Origin of the sequence: Zeaxanthinibacter enoshimensis (assembly GCF_004362865.1) — a bacterium.
Classification (GTDB): Bacteria; Bacteroidota; Bacteroidia; order Flavobacteriales; family Flavobacteriaceae; genus Zeaxanthinibacter; species Zeaxanthinibacter enoshimensis.
This window is the reverse complement of sequence record NZ_SNYI01000003.1, coordinates 233669-254244: the sequence shown is the minus strand read 5'-3', so window position 1 is coordinate 254244 and position 20576 is coordinate 233669. Positions and strand designations below refer to the sequence as shown.

The following is a 20576-nucleotide window of genomic DNA, read 5'->3' as shown; positions in this document are numbered from 1 at the left end:
GCAACAAACTATCATAGCTTAAAGAAACCCCGGACCTTCCGGGGTTTTTTTATTGGAATGAGATATAGAGGAAGATGATATAGCCGAGGATGAGGAAGATCCCGTCTCGCCAACCCAGGCGCAGTCCACGGGGTAAGAATACCAGCGGAAGGACCAAGAAGGAGAACCCAAGCATCCAGAATATATCGGATTTCAGCAGTTGTTCATCCAGTACCGTGACCGGGGTGATGACGGAGGTAATGCCCATGACTGCAAGCAAGTTGAAGATGTTGGAACCGAGCAGGTTTCCCAGCGAAATGGATTTCTCTTTTTTAAGCACCGCTACCACGGATGCTGCCAGCTCCGGGATACTCGTTCCCACTGAAACGATAGAGATCCCTATAAGTCGCTCACTGACCCCGAGGGAGGAAGCGACTCCCACGGCTCCATTGATAAGTAATTCAGACCCGGCCCAGAGCGCAGTTCCCCCTATTCCCAGTAACCACACTGTTTTATATAAAGGTAATGGAACATCATCCTCGAGCAGGTTACCCGCAACGGCTACCTTCTGGAACCTCAGCAGGTAAATAAGGAACACGAACAAAGCAACCAGCATTATTATACCCTCTCCCCTGGTCAGTTCCTTGTCAAAATAGATAAAGCCAAAGAACATCAGCGAGGCCAGCATCACCATGGGCCAATCCACGGTATAAAAACTTTTCCTGACCTCGATATTTCCAAGGGTGATTGTAATAGCCAGTACGAGGCCGAGGTTAGCAATATTGGATCCTACCACATTTCCCAGTGCAAGGTCAGGGAAACCATTGAGTGCCGCTTTTACACTGACGATCAGTTCCGGTGCCGAGGTGGCAAAAGAGACTACGGTCATCCCGATCACGATCCTTGGTATGTCCAATTTAAGCGAGAGCGCTACTGCCGCCTTTAACAACCAGTTCCCCCCAAGGATAAGGATCAGCAGTCCGGCAAGAATAAAAAAGAAGTTCAGCATAGCGCAAGGTTACCCATTATTATTTATGGGAAGAATGATTTACCTCAGATCCCGGTTATGGAAAAATATTAGGACGAAGGATTCAAAACTAACTAATATACAGAATGCATTATTATCCTCTTAATAATATGAAAGAGCATACGAAAAGAAGATCGAATTATCTTACGCTTATAGAAAGAAAAAGACATGTCTAGCTACAATACCCGTCCTTTTCCCTGGATTTCTTTGAGGGAAGTAGGCTATTCCTTATCTTTCTCATTCCAAACGAATTATAACAATCGACCATGATCACCCTGGCCAAATTGGTATTGACCTTATTAATGGTATTAATTATTACCTTCACTTAGGAAAACCAAAATAAGTGTCCCGTTCTCTTCTGCCTGGCGGCGGAAAGATTACGGCAGCTGGATTTTAAAACCTGGTGAAGGCCGATGAAAAAGAAAATCTTCAGAATATTAGCGCGGATCAATAAGGCTGTTCTACCCTCTTACAGCCGGAAGCAGTTTGATCTGTCAAAGGCAACCAAGTTACAGATGATGATCATTGGCTGGAGGTATTATGTGACCAGGAATTCGCTGGACTAATACTCCATCAGGGAGGTCACTTTAAACCCGTTTAGTTTTTCTTCACCTTTTAGCGCTTTGATCTCCAGCAGGAATACACATTGCACTACTTCCCCGCCCAGTTTCTCCACCATATCACAAACAGCCCTTGCCGTACCCCCGGTTGCCAGCACATCGTCATGGATCAGCACCCGGTCTCCTTTACTGATGCTGTCTGTATGCATCTCCAGGGTATCATCCCCGTATTCCAGGGAGTAACTGGCGGTAATGGTATCATGCGGAAGTTTCCCGTTCTTCCTGACGGGAATAAAACCAGCCTGGAGCCTAGCAGCCAGCATAGGAGCAAAGAAGAATCCCCGGCTTTCCATTCCAACCACATAATCTATTTTCTGACTGTCCAGCAGCTGCAGCATCGCCTCGTTAGCTTTTTGTAATGCTTCAGGATTTTTCAGCAAGGGGGTAATATCCTTGAAGACAACGCCTTGTTTAGGAAAATCATTGACATCGCGTACAAATTTCTTAAAATCCATTTTTTTGAGCTGCTGTTATTTTGCCCTAAAAGTAAAAAGAAATATATTTGCAGCCCGAAATGATTGAAAGATCGGATCGGGAAACATCAAAACGGCCTCGTGGCGCAACTGAATAGCGCATCTGATTACGGCTCAGAAGGTTCCAGGTTTGAATCCTGGCGAGGTCACGAATAAATAGTTCAATAAGAAAAAACGCCAAGCTTGCTTGAGCGTTTTTTTGTTTGAACTGTTTTCAAAGCGGAGCTTTGCAGGATGTGCGTCAGCAAATCCTGGCGAGGTCACTACAAGCAGAAAGTCCATCACGCAAGTGATGGATTTTTTGTTTTACGGAACATTGAAAGCTTTGCTTTCAGAATGTGGAGTAAAACGAAAAGACATGGCGTCAGCCATGGACTTTCTATTTGCAAAGGGGGGCGTAAAGGATCACCGAAGGTAATCCGGGGGTTATGGCTCAAAGCCTGCCTACGGCCCGTCCGACCGGCACGGGCGGGCAGGTAAATTCGAGGTTTGAAGTTCGAACTCGAAGTTCGCGGATAACCGTTTACAGTTCACTGGCCAACCTTGTCACCGTATCCGCGCATCACCCGCCCGAACGTGCCGTCCGGTACCTGCCCGTACTGCGTACATGCAGGCGGGCGGGCGGGCCGCATCACGGCATCACCGTTTCACCGCATAACCGCATCACCACATAACGGTAAACTCTATTTTACATCCAGTAACACCCGGTTGGAAATATATTCCCAGATGGTAGGATGGTAATACAGACCGTCTTCATTAGTTGCCAGCTCTGAACCAAAGGTTCCGTCGCCATTCAGCATATCCTCTATTGCTCTTTTATATAAGGGCAATCCTTTAACTAATTGCAGGTAGGGATAAGTGTAGTAATTATCACGGTCCGTAATGTCTATGGTGTCCTGGTACAGGATGCCACCGGTATCGATACCTTCATCGATCTTATGAACCGTAACCCCACAATGGGCCAGGTCCTTGCGAACCAAGGCCCAATAGGCTCCATGCCATCCCCGGTAACCAGGTGTGATCCCCGCATGGATATTGATAAAATCTGCTTCCGTGGCCTTCAGGGTTTTCCCGGAAATGATCCTGGTATTAACTACTCCCACCACTTTCGGATTTTGCTTTCGTAATTCCTCCAGGCATTCTTCTGAATTCACAGAGGCCACCCTGAGGATCTTATCTTCAGGAATCGGGGAACTGTCCAGCTTTCCCAGCTCTTTAATTTCTTTAAAACGTTCTCTGGATGACCAGCGCAGAAACGGAACTACAAATATCCGGTTCAGCACTTGCCCGATCACTTTAACCCACCCGATGTTCCGGATTCTTCTCTTAAGAAACACTTTGGGACTGATGGGTTTTTCGATAATCACCTTGTCAATTACAATTCCATGCGAAGTCAGGTAATTGTAAACCATCACGGGGTAATCCCCTTCTCCAACCATCATGATCACTTTCTTTTCCATATAGCCAGATTCGGTCGACAAACAATTAGGCACTCGTAGGTTTTGCCCCGAAAATAGTATGACCGACTTTAGCTTATGTGCGCTATTCCAAAAGCTTTTTGCTGTTCCTTAGCAGGAAAACCCTTTCTGATCATCCCTCACAAGGAATATGGGGCGACAAAACAAAAGGTAAATTCATTAAATAATCGTTAAATAATAGCAATGCTTATAAAAATGATAGCATTACTATTATATTTGCACGGTTTACTATGAAAAGTCTCCCATTACATATAGAAATAGATCCGGCTTTCTATTGCAAGAACCCCGACTCCACCGAGCTGGGGCGCAAGATCATCACGTATAGTATTGACATGATCGATAAGCTGGGTTTCGAAGCCTTCACCTTCCGGAAGCTCGCCAAAAGCATCGGCTCTACGGAAAGCTCTATCTATCGCTATTTTGAGAATAAGCATGCATTACTCGCTTACCTCTTCTGCTGGTACTGGAGCTGGAAAGAGTATCAATTGGTTTTTGCCACGAATAACCTCGAAGATCCAGGCACAAAACTTAAGGAAGCTATCCGTATCTTAACTGAGGAGGTAACAGAAGACAGCTCTGTTTCCTATATTAACGAGGTGACTTTACATCGTATCATTATAGCCGAATCAGCCAAGGTCTACCTCACCAAGGCAGTGGATACTGAAAATGAAAAAGGGTATTTCCGAGTCTACAAACGAGTCGTTAGCAGAGTGGGATCATTTGCACTGGAACTTAATCCGGATTACGAATTTCCCCATATGCTCGTATCGACAATCATTGAAGGCTCCCATGCCCAACGTTTTTTTTCAGATCATTTACCAAGCCTCACAGATACTGAAACCGGGAAACAGAATATTGTACGGTTTTATACTGAAATGACCTTTAAAACTATTGCTCGTTGAGATCAAATCAATCTAAAACCGATTAACAGAAAGGCTGATGAAAAGCAAACTTATTACTCCCTGGATCCGTTTTGTAAGCTTATTGAAGCTAGACAGAAAGGATCTTCGCCAATTATTCCTGTATGCCATTCTTGCGGGAGTTGTCGCCTTGTCCCTGCCCCTGGGTATACAGGCGATCATTAACCTGATCCAGGGCGCCCAGGTCTCCACCTCCTGGATTGTACTGGTAGTCCTGGTGACCATGGCTGTGGCATTCCAGGGGATCCTGCAACTGATGCAGCTCCGGATCCTGGAAAATATACAGCAGAAGATCTTTATCCGTTCCTCTTTCGAATTTGCATACCGATTTCCAAAGATCAAACCGGCAGAACTCAGGAAGTATTACCCCCCGGAGTTGGCGAACCGCTTCTTTGATACCCTGACGGTGCAGAAAGGACTTTCTAAAATACTGATCGATTTCCCAGCAGCCCTGCTGCAGATCCTGTTCGGTCTGTTGCTGCTCTCATTCTACCACCCCTTCTTTATTCTCTACGGCCTGCTGCTGATCGGCCTGGTCTACCTGCTATTCCAGTTCACCGCCCGCAAAGGGTTGGAGACAAGCCTTGAAGAGTCAAGAAGTAAATACCGGGTTGCCCACTGGATACAGGAAGTGGCGAGATCACTGATGAGTTTTAAACTCTCCGGAACCTCTTCCCTTGCGATGAACCGCAACGATAAGTTAACCGTAGATTACCTGGATTCACGGGAAGGACATTTTCGTATCCTGCTGCTTCAGTTTGCACAGTTTATCGGTTTCAAAGTACTGGTAACAGCCGGGTTACTGTTGATCGGCGGTTTACTGGTTTTAAATCAACAGATGAATATCGGGCAGTTTGTCGCCTCAGAGATCATCATCCTGCTCGTGATCAATTCGGTAGAAAAAGTGATCACCGGCCTGGATACCTTTTACGATGTTCTTACCTCCCTGGAAAAGATCGGGGAAGTTGTCGATAAAGACCTGGAGCCCCAGGAAGGAGAAGACCCTTTTGAGCGAGAGGAGATTTTACACCTGGAATTGGATGAATTGAGGTACAGCAGCCCGGAAGGACAAGACATCCTGAGAGGGATCTCCTTTGAGATCAATGCCGGGGATCGTATACTTCTCCAGGGGGTATCGGGTTCGGGGAAAACTACTTTACTGAAGATATTATCGGGTGTCCTGGAGTACACCAGCGGGGCTTTCTATGTCAATGACCGCTCCTACAAAGGTGTATGGCCCAACAAATACAGGGCTAAATTGGGGCAGGTCCTTCCTGACCAGAGTCCCTTTGAAGGAACCATCCTGGAAAATATCACCTTTGGACGGGAAGATATTTCTAATGAAGATGTTCACCACGTGCTAAAACAGCTGGAATTACTCGATTTTGTACGGGAGCAACCCAAAGGCCTAAAAACAAAACTATACCCGGAAGGGCAATATATTCCTTATTCGGTAGCTATCCGGATCGTTCTTGCCCGGGCCATTGTTCACAAACCCCGGTTCCTGGTTCTTAAGGACCCATTGGAACTGGTAGAAGCAGGGATCGCTTCAAGGATAATCCAGTACCTCTCGGCCCCGGAAAGGCCCTGGGCATTGATAGTTGTAAGTCGGAACCCGGAATGGGAAAAGACATGTACACGCCTGATAGAGTTGAATGAAGGTAAAATTGTGACAAAATCCGGAGACCATGCTTAACATTTCATATAACAAGCTCAACCAGAAAGTAAACCTTGATCAATTTAAGTCATATAACAAGGTTTTTCACGACAGGCACTATGCGGTACTGAACAAATTTATCGCTGCTTTTGCCCTGATCGCATTTATCGTGCTTTTCCTCCCATGGACCCAGAATGTTGCAGGCAGGGGATACCTTACCACCCTGACTCCGGACCTGAGACCACAAACTATCCAGTCCCCTATCCCGGGCCGTATTGAAAAATGGTTTGTCCGTGAAGGTGATTATGTAAGTAAAGGGGACACTATCCTGTTCATCTCGGAGATCTATACGGAATACCAAGATCCTAAACTCGTGGAGCGAACTGCCCAGCAACGGGAAGCCAAACAACGCTCTGTAGGTTCTTACCAGGAGAAGATCATGGCGTTGGATCAACAGGTAAACGCCTTGCTGAAAGAACGGGAATTGAAACTCTCCCAGGCCAGGAACTACCTGCTGCAGTCCAAGCTAAAGGTTAAGAGTGACAGTATTGACCTGGAGGCTGCCAGAACCAACCTGACCATCGCGGAAAGGCAGTTCAACCGCACCCAAACCCTGCAACAGGAGGGCTATAAGGCGGTGACCGATGTGGAAGAAAAGCGACTCAAACTACAGGAAACCCAGGCAAAACTGATCTCACAGGAAAACAAATTACTGTCCAGTAAAAATGAAGTGCTGAATGCAGAAATGGAGATCGCCAGGATCGATGCGGAATATACCGATAAGATCTCAAAAGCCAGGAGTGAGAAGTTCACTGCGGCTTCAAGTCAATTTGAGGCCGAGGCCGAAGTTAGTAAACTGGAGAACCAGGAAAGTAATTACAGGATCCGCAGCTCACAGTATTACATTACCGCCCCTAATAACGGCTATATTAATAAAGCGATTAAATCAGGGTTGGGGGAAACCATACAATCCGGGGAAAAACTGGTGCAGATCATGCCAACCGGCTACGAGCTGGCGGTAGAGACCTATATCGAGCCTATAGACATTCCCCTCATACAGATCGGTGAACCGGTGCGCGTGCAGTTTGACGGCTGGCCTTCGATCTTTTTCAGCGGTTGGCCCAATGCATCCTATGGTACTTTTGGAGGGAAGGTAGTAGCTATTGAAACCTTTATCAGCGAGAATGGGAAATTCCGCGTACTTATTGCCCCTGATCCTGAAGACAGGCCATGGCCCGAAAAGGTCAGGGTCGGTTCAGGAGCTTATACTATAGCACTTCTCGAGGATGTCCCGATCTGGTACGAGATCTGGAGGCAGTTAAACGGATTTCCTCCTAATTACTACATCATGGACGGAAGCAAAGGATCAGAAACTCCGGTAAAGGGTAAATCATGAAACAGTTCTATTTATTACAAATAATCCTGATCCTGCTTTGCTTTAATGCCGGTATGGTATACAGCCAATCCCCGGGCACTATCTCAACGAACGTCCTCTCCTTTGAGGAATTTATCGGGCAGGTTAAAAGGCACCACCCGCTGATCAGGCAGGCAGATCTGCAGCTGGGTTTCGGGGAGGCAGAATTATTAAAAGCTCGTGGTAGTTTTGATCCCAAGGTAGAAGTAGATTACGATCGGAAAGATTTCAAAGGCACGGAATACTATGATGAGCTGAACGCCACATTTAAGATCCCGACCTGGTACGGACTGGAATTTAAAGCAAATTTCGAGGAAAATACCGGGGAATTCCTCGATCCTTCACTGACGGTTCCGGATGGCGGACTCTACAGTGCCGGGGTGAGCCTATCCCTGGCTAAAGGCCTGTTGATGAATGACAGGATGGCTACCCTGAAGAAAGCAAAATTATTCCGTGAGCAAACCAAAGCAGAGCGGGAACTACTTATCAACCAGATCCTGTATGAAGCCAGCCAGGCTTACCTGGGATGGCTGGAAGCCTATAACGAGCAGGAAATCTACCGTAGTTTTCTGGAAAATGCAGAGGTGCGGTTTCGCGGGATCAAACGTAGTGTGGAAACCGGGGAAAAGGCCCCGATCGACTCGATCGAAGCTAAAATAACCCTCCAAGACAGGTTTCTGAACCTCGAAGCAGCAGGCCTTAAGACCACTAAAGCTTCGCTGGAACTCAGTAATTACCTTTGGCTGGAAGATGTTCCCCTGGAGTTGAAAGAAACAGTGGTTCCAATGAGTCCTAACCCCGGGAATATGGCTGCAATTCTGAGAACAGATTCATTGTGGATTGCAGGCACGCCTATAGAAGAACATCCTAAATTACGCTCACTGGACCTGAAACTTGAAAGTCTCCGGGTAGACCGGGCGCTGAAGAGGAATCAACTGCTGCCCCAGCTGGATGTAGAGTATAATTTTATCACTGAGGATGCATCAACCATTAACAGCCTGGACCCGGATAATTATAAGGCCGGACTTACCTTCAATCTTCCTTTGTTTCTACGTAAAGAACGGGGGGCTTTAAAATTGGCGAATTTAAAACTGAGGGAAACCAATTTTGAAAGAGCATCTGCCACAGTCAGCCTGCAGAATAAAATAGAGGCTGCCAACCGGGAGATCATATCCCTGGGCACCCAAAACGAGTTAGTGGCAGCCATGGTAAACAATTACCGCGAACTGCTTCGTGCCGAAGAACGAAAGTTTTACCTCGGTGAAAGTTCACTATTCCTGGTGAACAGTCGGGAGCAGAAACTGATAGATGCCCAGTTAAAAGCCAATATGCTTACTGTAAAAGCACTGGAAGCCCAGGCAGGTTTGCTGAACGCGATTGGGAGGTCACCGATATCACCAATGGGAGACTAATCGGATTACAAATAAGCTGAGTACGTGCCTGTAAGTTTGAAATTACAGGCTCAGGGCTTATAGACGCGGATGTAATCGACCACGAATTGCTGGGGAAAAATGCTGTCGTCGATCTCCGGTCCGCCAAAATTACCTCCCACCGCTACATTCAGCAATAAATAAAAAGGCTGGTCAAAAGGCCATACTTCCTGAGAGCGCTCCCCGGGACTGAAGGTGTAAACCGATTTTCCATCCACGAAGAACTCGATCTTTTCCGGGCTCCAGTCTGCCACGTATACATGAAAACCCTCCTCTATTCCATCGATCTTCGTTTTACGGGTATGAATGGTATTCCCGTGGCTGTCCTGGGTATGTAAGGAAGTAAAGATAATCCCGGGTTCTTTACCGACATATTCCAGAATATCTATTTCTCCGCTAAGAGGCCATCCTACCTCGTCTATGTTAGCGCCGAGCATCCAGAAGGCAGGCCAAACTCCTTTCCCTGTCGGGATCTTTGCCCTGGCTTCTACCCTGCCATACTTAAATTCGAACTTGTCCTTTGTGGTGATCCGTGTGGAGGTATAAATACTGTCTTCTTTACGAACGGTTATATAAAGTTTCCCGTCACGAAGCTCATGGTTATTCGTGGTATATATCTGGGGCTCGTTATTTCCCCAACCACAGAGCTCAGGACAACCATCCCCAAGCTGGTAACTCCATTTGGAAGCGTCCAGTGTCTCACCGTTAAAATCTTCCTCCCAGACCAGTCCGGATTTTTCTCCGCTGTTACAGGCCGCTATGAAAAATAAGAGAAGGATATACCTCATAAATTATTCGTAAGTAAATCCGATTTCCATCGTTGCATTTGAACTCCCACCAATAAACACCTTGAATTCTCCCGGTTCTGCTTCCCAACGATCATTGGCCGTATAGTAACTGATAAGTTCCCGGTCTATTTTGAAATTCACAGTCTTTGATTCACCCGGCTGGAGGCTGACCAGCTCAAATCCTTTAAGTTCTCTCACAGGCCTGGTCACACTTCCGAAAAGATCGCGGATATACATCTGCGCCACTTCCGTACCCGCATACGACCCGGTATTTTTCAGGGTGAATGAAACTGTAATGGATCCGTCCCCGGAGAACGAGCTTTCACTTAATCTCAGGTTGCTGTATTCAAAATCCGTATAACTCAGACCATAGCCGAATTCATACAGGGGGTCATTGCTTTCGTCAATATAATGAGACCAGAATACCAGGTCAGGGGCCGGGATAGTTGGTCTCCCGGTATTTTTAAAATTGTAATAAATAGGAACCTGGCCTACACTACGCGGAAACGTCATGGGCAGTTTACCACTCGGATTGTAATCCCCGTACAGCACCTGGGCGATGGCATTCCCGCTTTGAGTACCTAAATGCCATACCTCGAGGATAGTGGGCACATTTTCCGCTGCCCAGTTGATGGTAAGGGGTCTGCCATTCATTAACAACAGAACAATATTCTTATTGACCTTGTACACTGCTTCGAGTAATTCCTGCTGCAGACCCGGTAGATCCAGGCTGGCACGGCTCCGTCCTTCCCCGGATTGGAACCCGTGTTCCCCTAAGACCATTAATACTACGTCCTTACCTTTAGCAGCCTCGACGGCTTCTTCTATCCCGGACCGGTCAGTTGTATTTATCTTGGTTTCCATGATAAAGCTGGCTTCCTCTGTAATGAGATCTACACCTTTTGCGTATGTGATCTCGTTACCCTTATAGGAATTTAATCCTTCCAGTACGGAAACCGCGGTGTTGGCATCTGCTGCTAACCGCCAGCTGCCCAGTGGGCTGTCCTTATCATCCGCTAAAGCTCCGATCACTGCTATCTTCATCCCATTCTTTTTCAGGGGCAGCAGATCGGTTTCATTCTTTAAGAGCACGATCGATTTCTTAGCCATATCCAGTACCAGATCCTGGTTTCCCTGGCTCCCGATCACGGTTTTCTCTCTCTCGGGATCACAGTAGCGATAAGGGTCGTCCATCAATCCCAGTTCATATTTTACCCGGAGGATCCGCCTGACCGAATCGTCAATCAGGGCTTCGTCCACTTTACCCTCTTTTACCAGGTCTTCAAGATGTTTTACGTAGAGATAAGACTCCATGTCCATATCCGAACCTGCATTGGCCGCAAGCATTGCAGCCTGTTTTCCGTCCCTGGCATACCCATGACTGATCATTTCACTCAACGAACCCCAATCGGATACAACGAACCCTTGGTAATTCCAGGCCTGTTTCAGCACATCCCGCTGTAGGAACCTGTTACCTGTCGCAGGAATCCCGTTCAACTCGTTAAACGAATTCATAAATGTCTTAACATCGGCCTCTATAGCGGCTTTAAATGGTGGGAAGATTATATTGTGCAACGTAGAAGTACCAACATCCACGGTGTTGTAATCCCGGCCGGCTTCTGAAAAACCATAGCCTGCAAAATGCTTTGCACAGGCAGCTACGGTATTCACTTCAGAAAGATCATCCCCCTGGAACCCCTTGACCCGGGCATATCCTATCTTCGCGCCCAGGAAAGGATCTTCCCCGGCACCTTCCATCACCCTTCCCCAGCGGGCATCCCTCGAGATATCCACCATAGGGGCAAAAGTCCAGTTAATACCACTTGCAGCAGCCTCTTGCGCTGCCACCCCTGCTGATTTCCGGATCGCTTCCAGATCCCAACTCGCAGCTTCTGCAAGGGGAATAGGACTGATGGTCTTATATCCATGAATAACATCGAACGCTATGATCAACGGGATACCAAGCCGACTCTCCTCTACAGCGATCTTCTGAACCTTCCGAACCTCCTCCGTACCTTGCACATTGAGCATTGAGCCCACAAGTCCTGAGCGCAGATGCTCGTATTTCTTCGCCGCATCTCCTTCATCAGGAGTTGGGCCGGTTACATCCCAGAAACCATTATACTGGTTCATTTGTCCGACCTTTTCCACCAGGGTCATCAGGCCCAGGAGAGAATCTACTTTTCTCTCTATTTCATCTTTATTTACCTGGTTTGGGCTTTGCTGGCCATACGTAAGAAAGCTCCCTGCCAGAAGACACAGGACGCAATAACTGACTAATTTTTTCATTTTGAGGTGTTTAAGCTTCGAATCTCTAAAATAATCATTCAATACTAATAACTCCTTGGATCAGACCTTCAGAAACAAGAAAGTGCATAAAATAAAAAAGGCCGGTACGGGGGCCGACCTTTTTTCGAATAAATAACCAAATCAAATATACTATTGATAAACCCTGATATAATCCACTTCCATGGTTGAGGAAGTAAAAGCAGGATCGATGGCACCACCAAAATTACCTCCCATAGCCACGTTCATAATAAAGAAGAAATCTTTATTAAAAGGCAGGGATCCGTTATTCTCTAGCGTACCATATACAGTTCCGTCTACACTGAACTTAATTTCAGAAGCGTCCCACTCTACCCCGTATACATGAAACTCATCTGAAGCTGTTGGGACAGTGGTTGTCACCGTGCGGGCATTTCCCGCAAAATTAGCGGGATCATGTGTAGAACCATGGATGGTATTCTGCTGGTTCCCCACATGTTCCATAATATCTATCTCCCCGGCCGCAGGCCAGGTATTCGTCTCGAAATCTGCACCCAGCATCCAAAGGGCTGGCCAGGTGCCTCCGCCGGATGGTAATTTGGCACTGATCTCTATCCTCCCATACTGGAACTCCTGTTTCTGGTAAGAGAGCAGGCGTGCAGACGTATAATCACTTCCCATATAGCTTTCAGTCTGCGCAGTGATCTTTAGCACCCCGTTCTCTACAATTACATTTTCCGGGCGATCTGTGTAATACTGGGATTCGCCGTTGCCCCATCCATTGTCTCCAGTTCCTATATCATAGCTCCAGTTATCAGGGTTCGGTGCACCATCCACATCGAATTCATCAGCGAAGACCAGTGTATCAAAAGGAGGTTCTGGCCCGCCGTTCCCAGCATTGGGATCAAAGTCTTCCGGAACAAAGGTGTGGTACCAGTATAATGGATCGTCCCCGTTAAAAGGCATACTGGTTCCCCGTACGCTCAGTCGGTTCTCTGACAATTCAATGATCTCGTATTGCCCGGGAATTACCGCGAAATAACTCAAAAAGCTGTCCCCGATATCCAGGGTACGCGTTCCGTCCCCATTGTCTATGATCACAAAACTATTGGCAAAGGAAGCCTGGTCAGTGATGTCCCTACATTCATCTACAAACTGCTGTGGACTGGCATCCGGAAAAAAACGATTCACTTCGGTCCAGTTAATAAAGGTCAGGTTATCTGTTCCGGCCTCCAGGCTGTACGAATAATTGTCGTTCTCATCATAACTGAAGACCAATACATCGTCATACAGACATGGATTCAACTGGTCGGGTCCGGCGCTAAAGAACTCCGGGAAGTTATTGGTCAGCGGTCCTACCCCGAAATGCCCTGCCTCGCTCTTATTCCATACCCATCTTTTTGTTCCATCCCCGGCGATCATCTGTAAAGTGGCTTCGTCGATGAACAACCGCACATCCAGGTCTACCCTGATCGTTGTACTGGAAGATATTCCCCCTGTACCGTAGGCTACCACTGTAATTGGTTGAGTATACTGTCCCGACCTGGTATAACGGAAGGTGGCACTGTCTCCCGGGTTCAGGATTACCGGGTCTCCTCCCGGCGTAAAGAACACCTGGAAGGTGATCACGTTCTCTGCGCTGGGCGTTATAGTGACCACGCCGGACTGGTCCTGGGCCACCGCAGCATCGACAGAGAGATTGGCCGGGGCCACCATAGGCTGTAGCCCGGGTATATCTTCCTGGCAGGAGAACAGTATAAAACATATTCCCATTAACCAGCTGTATTTCTTGATCATCGCTATCATAGCTTTACTTTTTATTGTTGTGTGATATCATCCATGTAAAAAGTACCGGCTGTTGTGCCCGGGCCGTCTACAAAGATGACCATAGTCGCGTACTGGCCGGTGGGAACAAACGGTTCCCCTACTCCCTGGGTTCCATCGATAAAACTTTTCACAGCATCGTTAGCGAAATCAAAGGTCAGTACTTCCCAACCGGTTCCACCGTGGGTAGCGGTAACTTCATTCTCGCGCTCACCATTTACCCCGCCTTCAAATTTGAGCAGCACAGGGACAGGGGTATTAGCCCAAAATAGAACACTGATGGTTTTGTTACTACCACTGAAATCAACCGGAGAATCCAGGTTAAATGCACCACCTTCCCAGTTCACACCGGCATTGGTAATAGCACCCACCTTAGAGGCTACAGCATTTGCACCTGACAGGTCAGGATTATCTACAACCTCGTAACTGGCTCCATTGAAAGTTCCGAAATCATAGCTAACCAAGGCATTGTCAAAACTGATCGGTAAGGCCAGTGGTTCAGACGGAATGATCTGGGTGATATCATCCATGTAGAAGGTTCCGGCTGTTGTTCCGGGTCCGTCAACAAAGATCACCATAGTAGCGTATTGTCCTGTGGGAACAAAAGGTTCACCCACCCCCTGGGTTCCATCGATAAAACTTTTCACAGCATCCGAGGCGAAATTGAATCGCAGTACTTCCCAACCGGTACCTCCGTGGGTGGCGGTGACTTCGTTCTGGCGTTCTCCATTTACACCGCCTTCAAATTTCAGGAGTACGGGTACGGGAACATTTGACCAGAAGTTGATAGTGATCATCTTGTCCTCCCCACTGAAATCTACTGGATTACCAAGATTAAAGGCTCCCCCTTCCCAGTTTACACCGGCATTCATTATAGCTCCTACTTTAGAGGCTACGGTATTGGTTCCGGAAAGATCCGGGTTATCGACCACCTCATATGAGGCGCCGTTAAATGTGCCAAAGGCATAATCTACAGCTGGATTATCAAAAGAGATCGGTAGTTCCAGTGCTTCTGCATCCGCACCCTCCTGGAGGATGTCATCCATATAGAAGGTACCAGCAGTAGTCCCGGGACCATCTATAAAAATAACCATTGTTGCATACTGGCCGGTTGGCACAAATGGCTCTCCAACTCCTTGCGAACCATCGATAAAACTTTTAACAGCATCGGTTGCAAAATTAAATGTCAGGATTTCCCAGCCTGTACCGCCGTGACTAGCAGTAACCTCGTTCTGGCGTTCATCGTTTACCCCTCCTTCGAACTTCAGGAGAACAGGAAGCGGCACATCAGACCAGAATTTCATACTGATGGTCTTATTATCACCACTGAAATCAACGGGAGTTCCCAGGTTAAATGCTCCGCCTTCCCAGTTTACCCCGGCATTGGTTACGGCGCCTACCTTGGAAGCCTCGGCGTTTGCCCCGGATAGATCAGGGTTATCCACGACTTCGAAAGAAGCTCCATTAAAAGTTCCAAAGGCGTAATTAACTGCAGGATCATCAAAAGTGATCGGCAGGGAAACCGGATCATCGGCACCGGTGATCTCTACTTCCTCTGTAACTTCTATTGTTGTTGCACTGGCACCACGAGCTACGACACGTACCGGGTAGATACCTGCTGCTGCATATACGTGTGTGGCAGTTTCACCGGCCATGATGGTAGTCGGTTCCTCATTTTCCACATCACCATAGTAGATATCAAAGACTGTTGCGTTATCTGCGGCTGGAGCCACACTGATCTCGAACGGATTAGTTTCCGAGACAGAAATATTGGGCTGCAGGTTAGAAGGGGCAGTAAAAGTGATAGTCACTATCCTGCTCAATTCACTGGTCAGACCACTTGGCCCTACCGCTACGATCCTGAGGGTGAATTCTCCCTCCCCGTAAACGTGGGTGACAGTTTCTCCGGGAGCTACATCCTCCGGGGTCTCGTTCTCAACATCCCCCCAGTAAATTCTGAAGGCCGATGCCCCCGCCGCAGTAGGGGTCACGGTGACTGTACCGGAGTCGTCCTGGGCCACGTTAAAACTGGCTTCGACGTTGGTAGGTGCAGATACATCCTGTAAAGCATAGGATACCTCTTCTTGTGTACATGCATTAAAGAGGTTTACAACCAGGAATAATGCGATTAATTGCTTTATACTTTTCATCTGTTCAAAATTTATTTTCTGTTAATACCCGGGGTTTTGTTCCCAACGATTTCCTGCTAATTCTATCTCTATGGACGGGATGGGGAAGAGCTCGTGCTTCCCGGCGGTAAACCCGTCTATTTCCTGCGCTGCTCTGCCGGTACGGACCAGGTCAAAGAAGCGATGTCCTTCCCCTACCAATTCTACCCTGCGCTCGTTGTAAATAGCGGTGGTAAGATCACCTGCAGAAGGAGTTATACTCGGTAAACCGGCCCTGTTCCGTACCCTGTTCAGGTACTCCTGGGCCTTGGCCTCGTTGATGCCGCCCCTGTTATAAGCTTCCGCTGCCATTAAGAGCACGTCAGCGAAGCGGATGGCCCTGTAATTATTAGGGTTTGTCAGGTTGGCATCTCCTGTATTCAGATCGCCTTGCCTGGCAATGTATTTCCTGTTGTAATAACCGGTGTGTTCATAGCCCTCAACATAAGATACCTCGGGGTTCGCAGCAGCCCAGGCCTCGATATCCAGGATAGCAACATCCCTGCGCTGGTCTCCGTCCTCAAAGGCGTCGTACACTTCCTGTACCGGAACATTAAAGCTGAAGCCTGACTCAAATACAGGACCCGAATAATTACGTATCCCGTTAAAGCCAACAGCTACGTTTCCTTCACTGCACTGGAGGCAGCCAAATCCTGCACCCTCTATATCTGTATACTGTACTTCGAACACAGATTCTATATTATTTTCATTGTCGTTCTCGAACATGGTGGAATAGTCCTCGATCAGGTCATAAGGACCGTTATTGATCAGGTCTTCCAGTACGGTAGCTGCTTCGGTGAATTTATCCTGGTAGAGATATACTTTCCCAAGTAAAGCCTGTGCGGCACCCTTGGTGACCCGGCCGGTTTCCTCCTGTACATAAGGCAGGTTAGCGGCAGCAAACTGGAGGTCTGCCTCGATCTGTGCGTATACTTCAGATTTCGGGGTTCTCTCTATTACATCCTGGTCCCCGAAAAGGATACGCTCGTCCACAGCCAACGGAACATCCCCGAACCATTTTACCAGTTCAAAATAATAGTATGCTCTCAGGAAAGTTGCCTGGGCCAACACTTCTTCTTTCCCGGGGAAATCGGTCTTATCCTTAAATTCGAGTATATAATTAGCCCGGTTCACCCCCGCGTACATCCAACTCCAGATATCTCTCAGCTGGGCATTCACCGGGGTATGCGTCATATCATCAATTTCCTGTATCCCGGGGACATCTGTTGCAGATTCACCCCCGGCCAGGGTGTTATCCGATGCAATTTCGCCGAGCATTACATTGATATAGGTAGACTGTAACAGATCATATGCTGCTATCAGGGCACTCTGGTAATCCTCTTCGGAATTAAAGAAGCTTTCAGAGTCCTCGTCAAAAGAATCTACATCGACAAAATCATCACTGCAGGAGAATGGCAACATGGCCATGATGCAGAAGAACATCGTATTTCTAAAGAAAGTATTTCGGATCTTCATAGCATTAAAATTTAAGATTTACACCCATCAGATAGGTTCTTGGAACAGGATAAAAGCCTTGATCAATACCGGCCCCGATCGGAGCACCGGAAGAGGCACTTGGATCATACCCTTTATATTCGGTCAAGGTAAAAACATTGCTTGCAGAGAGGTAAAAACGCAATTTGCGGATTCCCATATCCTCAACGATCTTCCGGGGCATGGTGTAACCAACCTGTACATTCTGAAGACGTACGAAGGATCCATCCTCCACGAAGAAATCTGAGAACAAGGTGTTAGAGGTGGCTCCCGTGGTCATCCTCGGATAACTATTAGTGCTTCCCTCTCCTGTCCAACGGTTGAGAGTATAAACAGACCTGTTTACCCGAGGCTGGTTTCTCTCGTAATTACGGACAATTTCGTTACCAACCGAGGCAAAGGCATAAGCTGTGAAATCAATGGCCTTGTAATTAAGTGAAAGATTAAGACCCATGGTGGCATCAGGAATAGGATTCCCGATATCGGTCCTGTCCCTAGAATCGATCACACCATCCCCATTGATATCTACGAACCTCAGATCACCGGGTGCCGCATTCGCCTGGGTGGCATGAGCATCAACCTCGGCCTGGTTCTGGAAGATTCCGTCAGTCTGCAATCCGTAAAAATACCCCAGGGGTTTACCGTCTTCCATCCTGGCGGGCGGATCCTGGCCTACCCCGAAGGATCCCCCGGGAATAAACCCGACACCATTGTTTACAGAGATCACCTCGTTCTCCAGGAAGGTCATGTTATAATTGATGTTATAGTAGAAATCCTTCGAAGCATCACTGTTATACCCGATTGCAAATTCAAATCCTTTATTCTCTACAGTACCTGCATTGACCGTAGGAGATCCTGATCCCGGTGCAGCCGCTCCCAGTATCCCCGAGACAGGAGGGGAAACCAGCAGGTCCTCTGTACGTTTTTTAAAATAATCTGCAGTTATATCCACCCGGTTATTAAAGAGCTTCATATCTACCCCTATATCCAGGGTTTTTTGCTCTTCCCACTGTATCTCAGGGTTAGAGATAGCTCCCACGGCCTGGCCGAACAATAGCTCTCCCCCTAGTACATAAGCCCCTTCTCCGGAAAGCACTGAACGGAAAGCATTGCCCCCTATACGGTCGTTACCTACAATACCGTAACTTCCTCTTAATTTCAGGAATGTAAGCACATCACTATCCTGAAGGAATTGCTCCTCAGAAATAATATATCCTACTGAACCCGAAGGGAAGTACCCAAACCTGTTCCGCGGACCGAAATTGGTGGAACCGTCACGGCGGATAATTCCAGATAGCAGATATTTGCCCTTGTAGTTATACTGTAAGCGGGTAAAATATGAGAGTAAACGCGAATCAAATTTTCCAGCGGTATTGATGAAATTATCTACCACATCCGAGGCATTGGTCAGGAAGGCTTGCTGGAAATCATTATTAGGAATATCAAAACCGGTACTTCCTGAAAACAGACCCGTGGTCTTGAAGACCGACATCCCCAGGGTTGCTTTGATATTGTGATCGTCAGACAGGGTTTTCTCGTAATTGATGAAGTTATCCCAGGTAAAATCCCGGAACAGGTTTTTTCCTTCAACCACGAAATTCCGATCAATATTGAATACTTTACCCGAACCGTAGAATACCTCGGGGGCAAAGAACCTGCTATACACTTCGGCATAGTTGAACTGGAAGTTACTTTCTACGGTAAAATCGTTGAAAAACGTATAGCTTCCGCCGATCTTACCACTGATCCTGTCTACGTCGTTTTCATTATAAGTGTTACTGATCTGTGCCAGCGGATTGATCACTTCGTTCCCAAGCCCTTCTGCCAGGGTAAAATTACCATCTCTGTCCCTGATACCGAAAGTAGGGGCGTTGTTCAGGGAATTGAACAAAACAGAGCCGAGTGCGTTTTCAGGAAGTGTCTTCCGGTTGGTCCCGGTATAAAGAAGATTGGTTGTCAGTTTAAAATCCTTAAAGAGTTCCGTATTGAAGTTAATACGGGTGGTCCACCTCCTGAAATTCGATTTGGGTCCGCCGACGATCCCATTCTGGGTCAGGAAGGAGCTTCCGAACGAATACGTAGATTTCTCACTCCCGCCGTTAATGGTCAGGTTGTGATTGATGATAGGTGCTTTCTGGAAAACCTCATCCTGCCAGTCGGTACCTTCCCCCAAACGAGATACATTAGGAAAAGGAGCAGCATCACCCCCGGCCGTAAACGCCTCGTTGAGGATCAGGGCATATTCCGTCGCATTCAGTACCGGGATCTTCCTGGAAGTTTCCTGGAAACCTGCGTAGGCATCGTAATTAAATTGAAGATCACTATTGCGCTTCCCGGTCTTGGTCGTGATCAGGACTACCCCGTTGGCAGCTCGCACCCCGTAAATACCAGCTGTAGCATCCTTTAGTATATTAATACTTTCTATGTCCCCTGGATTGATCACACTGAGATCTTCGATCACGTTCCCGTCCACCAGGATAAGAGGCCTGTTGTCCCCATTTGTGGAGATACCGCGGATACGGATATTAGACCCGGCACCGGGTGATCCGGATTCAGAAGTCACCTGCACCCCGGCTACCTGGCCCTGCAGGGCCTGTTCTACCCGGGTTGGGTTCAGTTCTTCAATAGTTTCTGAACCTACTACCGAAACCGCACCTGTGATCTCCTTCTTGGTCTGGGTTCCGTAACCGACAACGACTACCTCATCTAATGCACTTACGTCATCCTGCAAGATCACCGTAATTGGGTCTGTTCCTTGTACTGTAACTTCCCTGGTCAGAAACCCTATGGAAGAGAAAACCAGTACATCCCCCGTGCTGATATTCTGCACGGTGAAGTTACCGTCAAAGTCTGTAGTAGTTCCCCTGCTGGTGTTCTTGATGATAACATTGACACCCGGTAAGGGTTCATTTAAGGTAGCATCCCGTACTACGCCACTGAGTGCGAATTCCTGGCCCCAGGAGATCGAAGTGGCAAAAACCAACAGCAATAGGTAAATGTGCTTCATGTGTTGTAGTATTTGAAATCTCAATCTACAAA

At 47.4% G+C, this 20576-nt stretch carries 14 protein-coding genes and 1 tRNA gene; 6 read left to right on the top strand and 9 right to left on the bottom strand.

The features are described 5' to 3' along the window. Positions 1-49: 49 nt before the first annotated feature. A complete protein-coding gene (locus CLV82_RS12780; RefSeq protein ID WP_133644739.1) occupies positions 50-988 on the bottom strand; it encodes a calcium/sodium antiporter in 939 nt (312 codons plus the stop codon). Between the two features lie 431 nt (positions 989-1419). On the opposite strand from CLV82_RS12780, the gene CLV82_RS12775 reads away from it, so the two are divergent. Beyond that, entirely contained in the window at positions 1420-1572 is a 153-nt protein-coding gene (locus CLV82_RS12775) for an SsrA-binding protein (protein ID WP_133644738.1), read from the top strand. Here the strand turns inward: CLV82_RS12775 and CLV82_RS12770 are convergent. Beyond that, a complete protein-coding gene (locus tag CLV82_RS12770; protein WP_133644737.1) occupies positions 1569-2081 on the bottom strand; it encodes an adenine phosphoribosyltransferase in 513 nt (170 codons plus the stop codon). The two genes, CLV82_RS12775 and CLV82_RS12770, sit on opposite strands and share 4 nt — an antisense overlap. Before the next feature lie 93 nt (positions 2082-2174). Between CLV82_RS12770 and CLV82_RS12765 the strand changes: the two genes are divergently transcribed. Further along, a tRNA-Arg gene (locus tag CLV82_RS12765) sits at positions 2175-2248 on the top strand. A gap of 534 nt (positions 2249-2782) precedes the next feature. On the opposite strand, the gene CLV82_RS12760 is transcribed toward CLV82_RS12765, so the two are convergent. Continuing rightward, positions 2783-3559: a formyl transferase gene (locus CLV82_RS12760; protein ID WP_133644736.1), complete on the bottom strand. Its 777-nt coding sequence runs from the start codon at positions 3557-3559 to the stop codon at positions 2783-2785. 248 nt (positions 3560-3807) lie between these two features. On the opposite strand from CLV82_RS12760, the gene CLV82_RS12755 reads away from it, so the two are divergent. Genes CLV82_RS12755 through CLV82_RS12740 form a run of 4 tightly spaced genes read left to right on the top strand, consistent with a single transcriptional unit; the run spans position 3808 to position 8980 of the window. After that, the gene (locus CLV82_RS12755; RefSeq protein WP_133644735.1) at positions 3808-4479 is read left to right on the top strand and encodes a TetR/AcrR family transcriptional regulator; all 672 of its coding nucleotides are present in this window, start codon (positions 3808-3810) and stop codon (positions 4477-4479) included. 37 nt (positions 4480-4516) lie between these two features. Then, positions 4517-6193 (top strand): peptidase domain-containing ABC transporter, encoded by a 1677-nt coding sequence (locus CLV82_RS12750; protein WP_133644734.1) that lies wholly within the window; start codon positions 4517-4519, stop codon positions 6191-6193. Further along, positions 6186-7550, top strand: coding sequence for an HlyD family secretion protein (locus CLV82_RS12745; protein WP_133644733.1), 1365 nt, complete (start codon positions 6186-6188; stop codon positions 7548-7550). Before CLV82_RS12750 ends, CLV82_RS12745 begins: the two co-directional genes overlap by 8 nt. Beyond that, a complete protein-coding gene (locus tag CLV82_RS12740; RefSeq protein WP_133644732.1) occupies positions 7547-8980 on the top strand; it encodes a TolC family protein in 1434 nt (477 codons plus the stop codon). The genes CLV82_RS12745 and CLV82_RS12740 overlap by 4 nt, the downstream gene beginning before the upstream one ends. Before the next feature lie 50 nt (positions 8981-9030). Here the strand turns inward: CLV82_RS12740 and CLV82_RS12735 are convergent, their stop codons facing one another. From CLV82_RS12735 to CLV82_RS12710, 6 genes are all read right to left on the bottom strand, one after another. After that, entirely contained in the window at positions 9031-9786 is a 756-nt protein-coding gene (locus CLV82_RS12735) for a glycoside hydrolase family 16 protein (protein WP_133644731.1), read from the bottom strand. Between the two features lie 3 nt (positions 9787-9789). Next, the gene (bglX, locus tag CLV82_RS12730; protein ID WP_133644730.1) at positions 9790-12075 is read right to left on the bottom strand and encodes a beta-glucosidase BglX; all 2286 of its coding nucleotides are present in this window, start codon (positions 12073-12075) and stop codon (positions 9790-9792) included. Positions 12076-12225: 150 nt separating this feature from the next. Then, the gene (locus tag CLV82_RS12725; RefSeq protein ID WP_133644729.1) at positions 12226-13857 is read right to left on the bottom strand and encodes a glycoside hydrolase family 16 protein; all 1632 of its coding nucleotides are present in this window, start codon (positions 13855-13857) and stop codon (positions 12226-12228) included. An 11-nt stretch (positions 13858-13868) separates the two neighbouring features. Beyond that, complete coding sequence (locus CLV82_RS12720) at positions 13869-16025, bottom strand: fibronectin type III domain-containing protein (protein ID WP_133644728.1); 2157 nt, start codon at positions 16023-16025, stop codon at positions 13869-13871. Positions 16026-16046: 21 nt separating this feature from the next. Beyond that, entirely contained in the window at positions 16047-17519 is a 1473-nt protein-coding gene (locus CLV82_RS12715) for a RagB/SusD family nutrient uptake outer membrane protein (protein WP_133644727.1), read from the bottom strand. 4 nt (positions 17520-17523) lie between these two features. Continuing rightward, entirely contained in the window at positions 17524-20544 is a 3021-nt protein-coding gene (locus tag CLV82_RS12710) for a SusC/RagA family TonB-linked outer membrane protein (RefSeq protein WP_133644726.1), read from the bottom strand. Between the last annotated feature and the right edge of the window lie 32 nt (positions 20545-20576).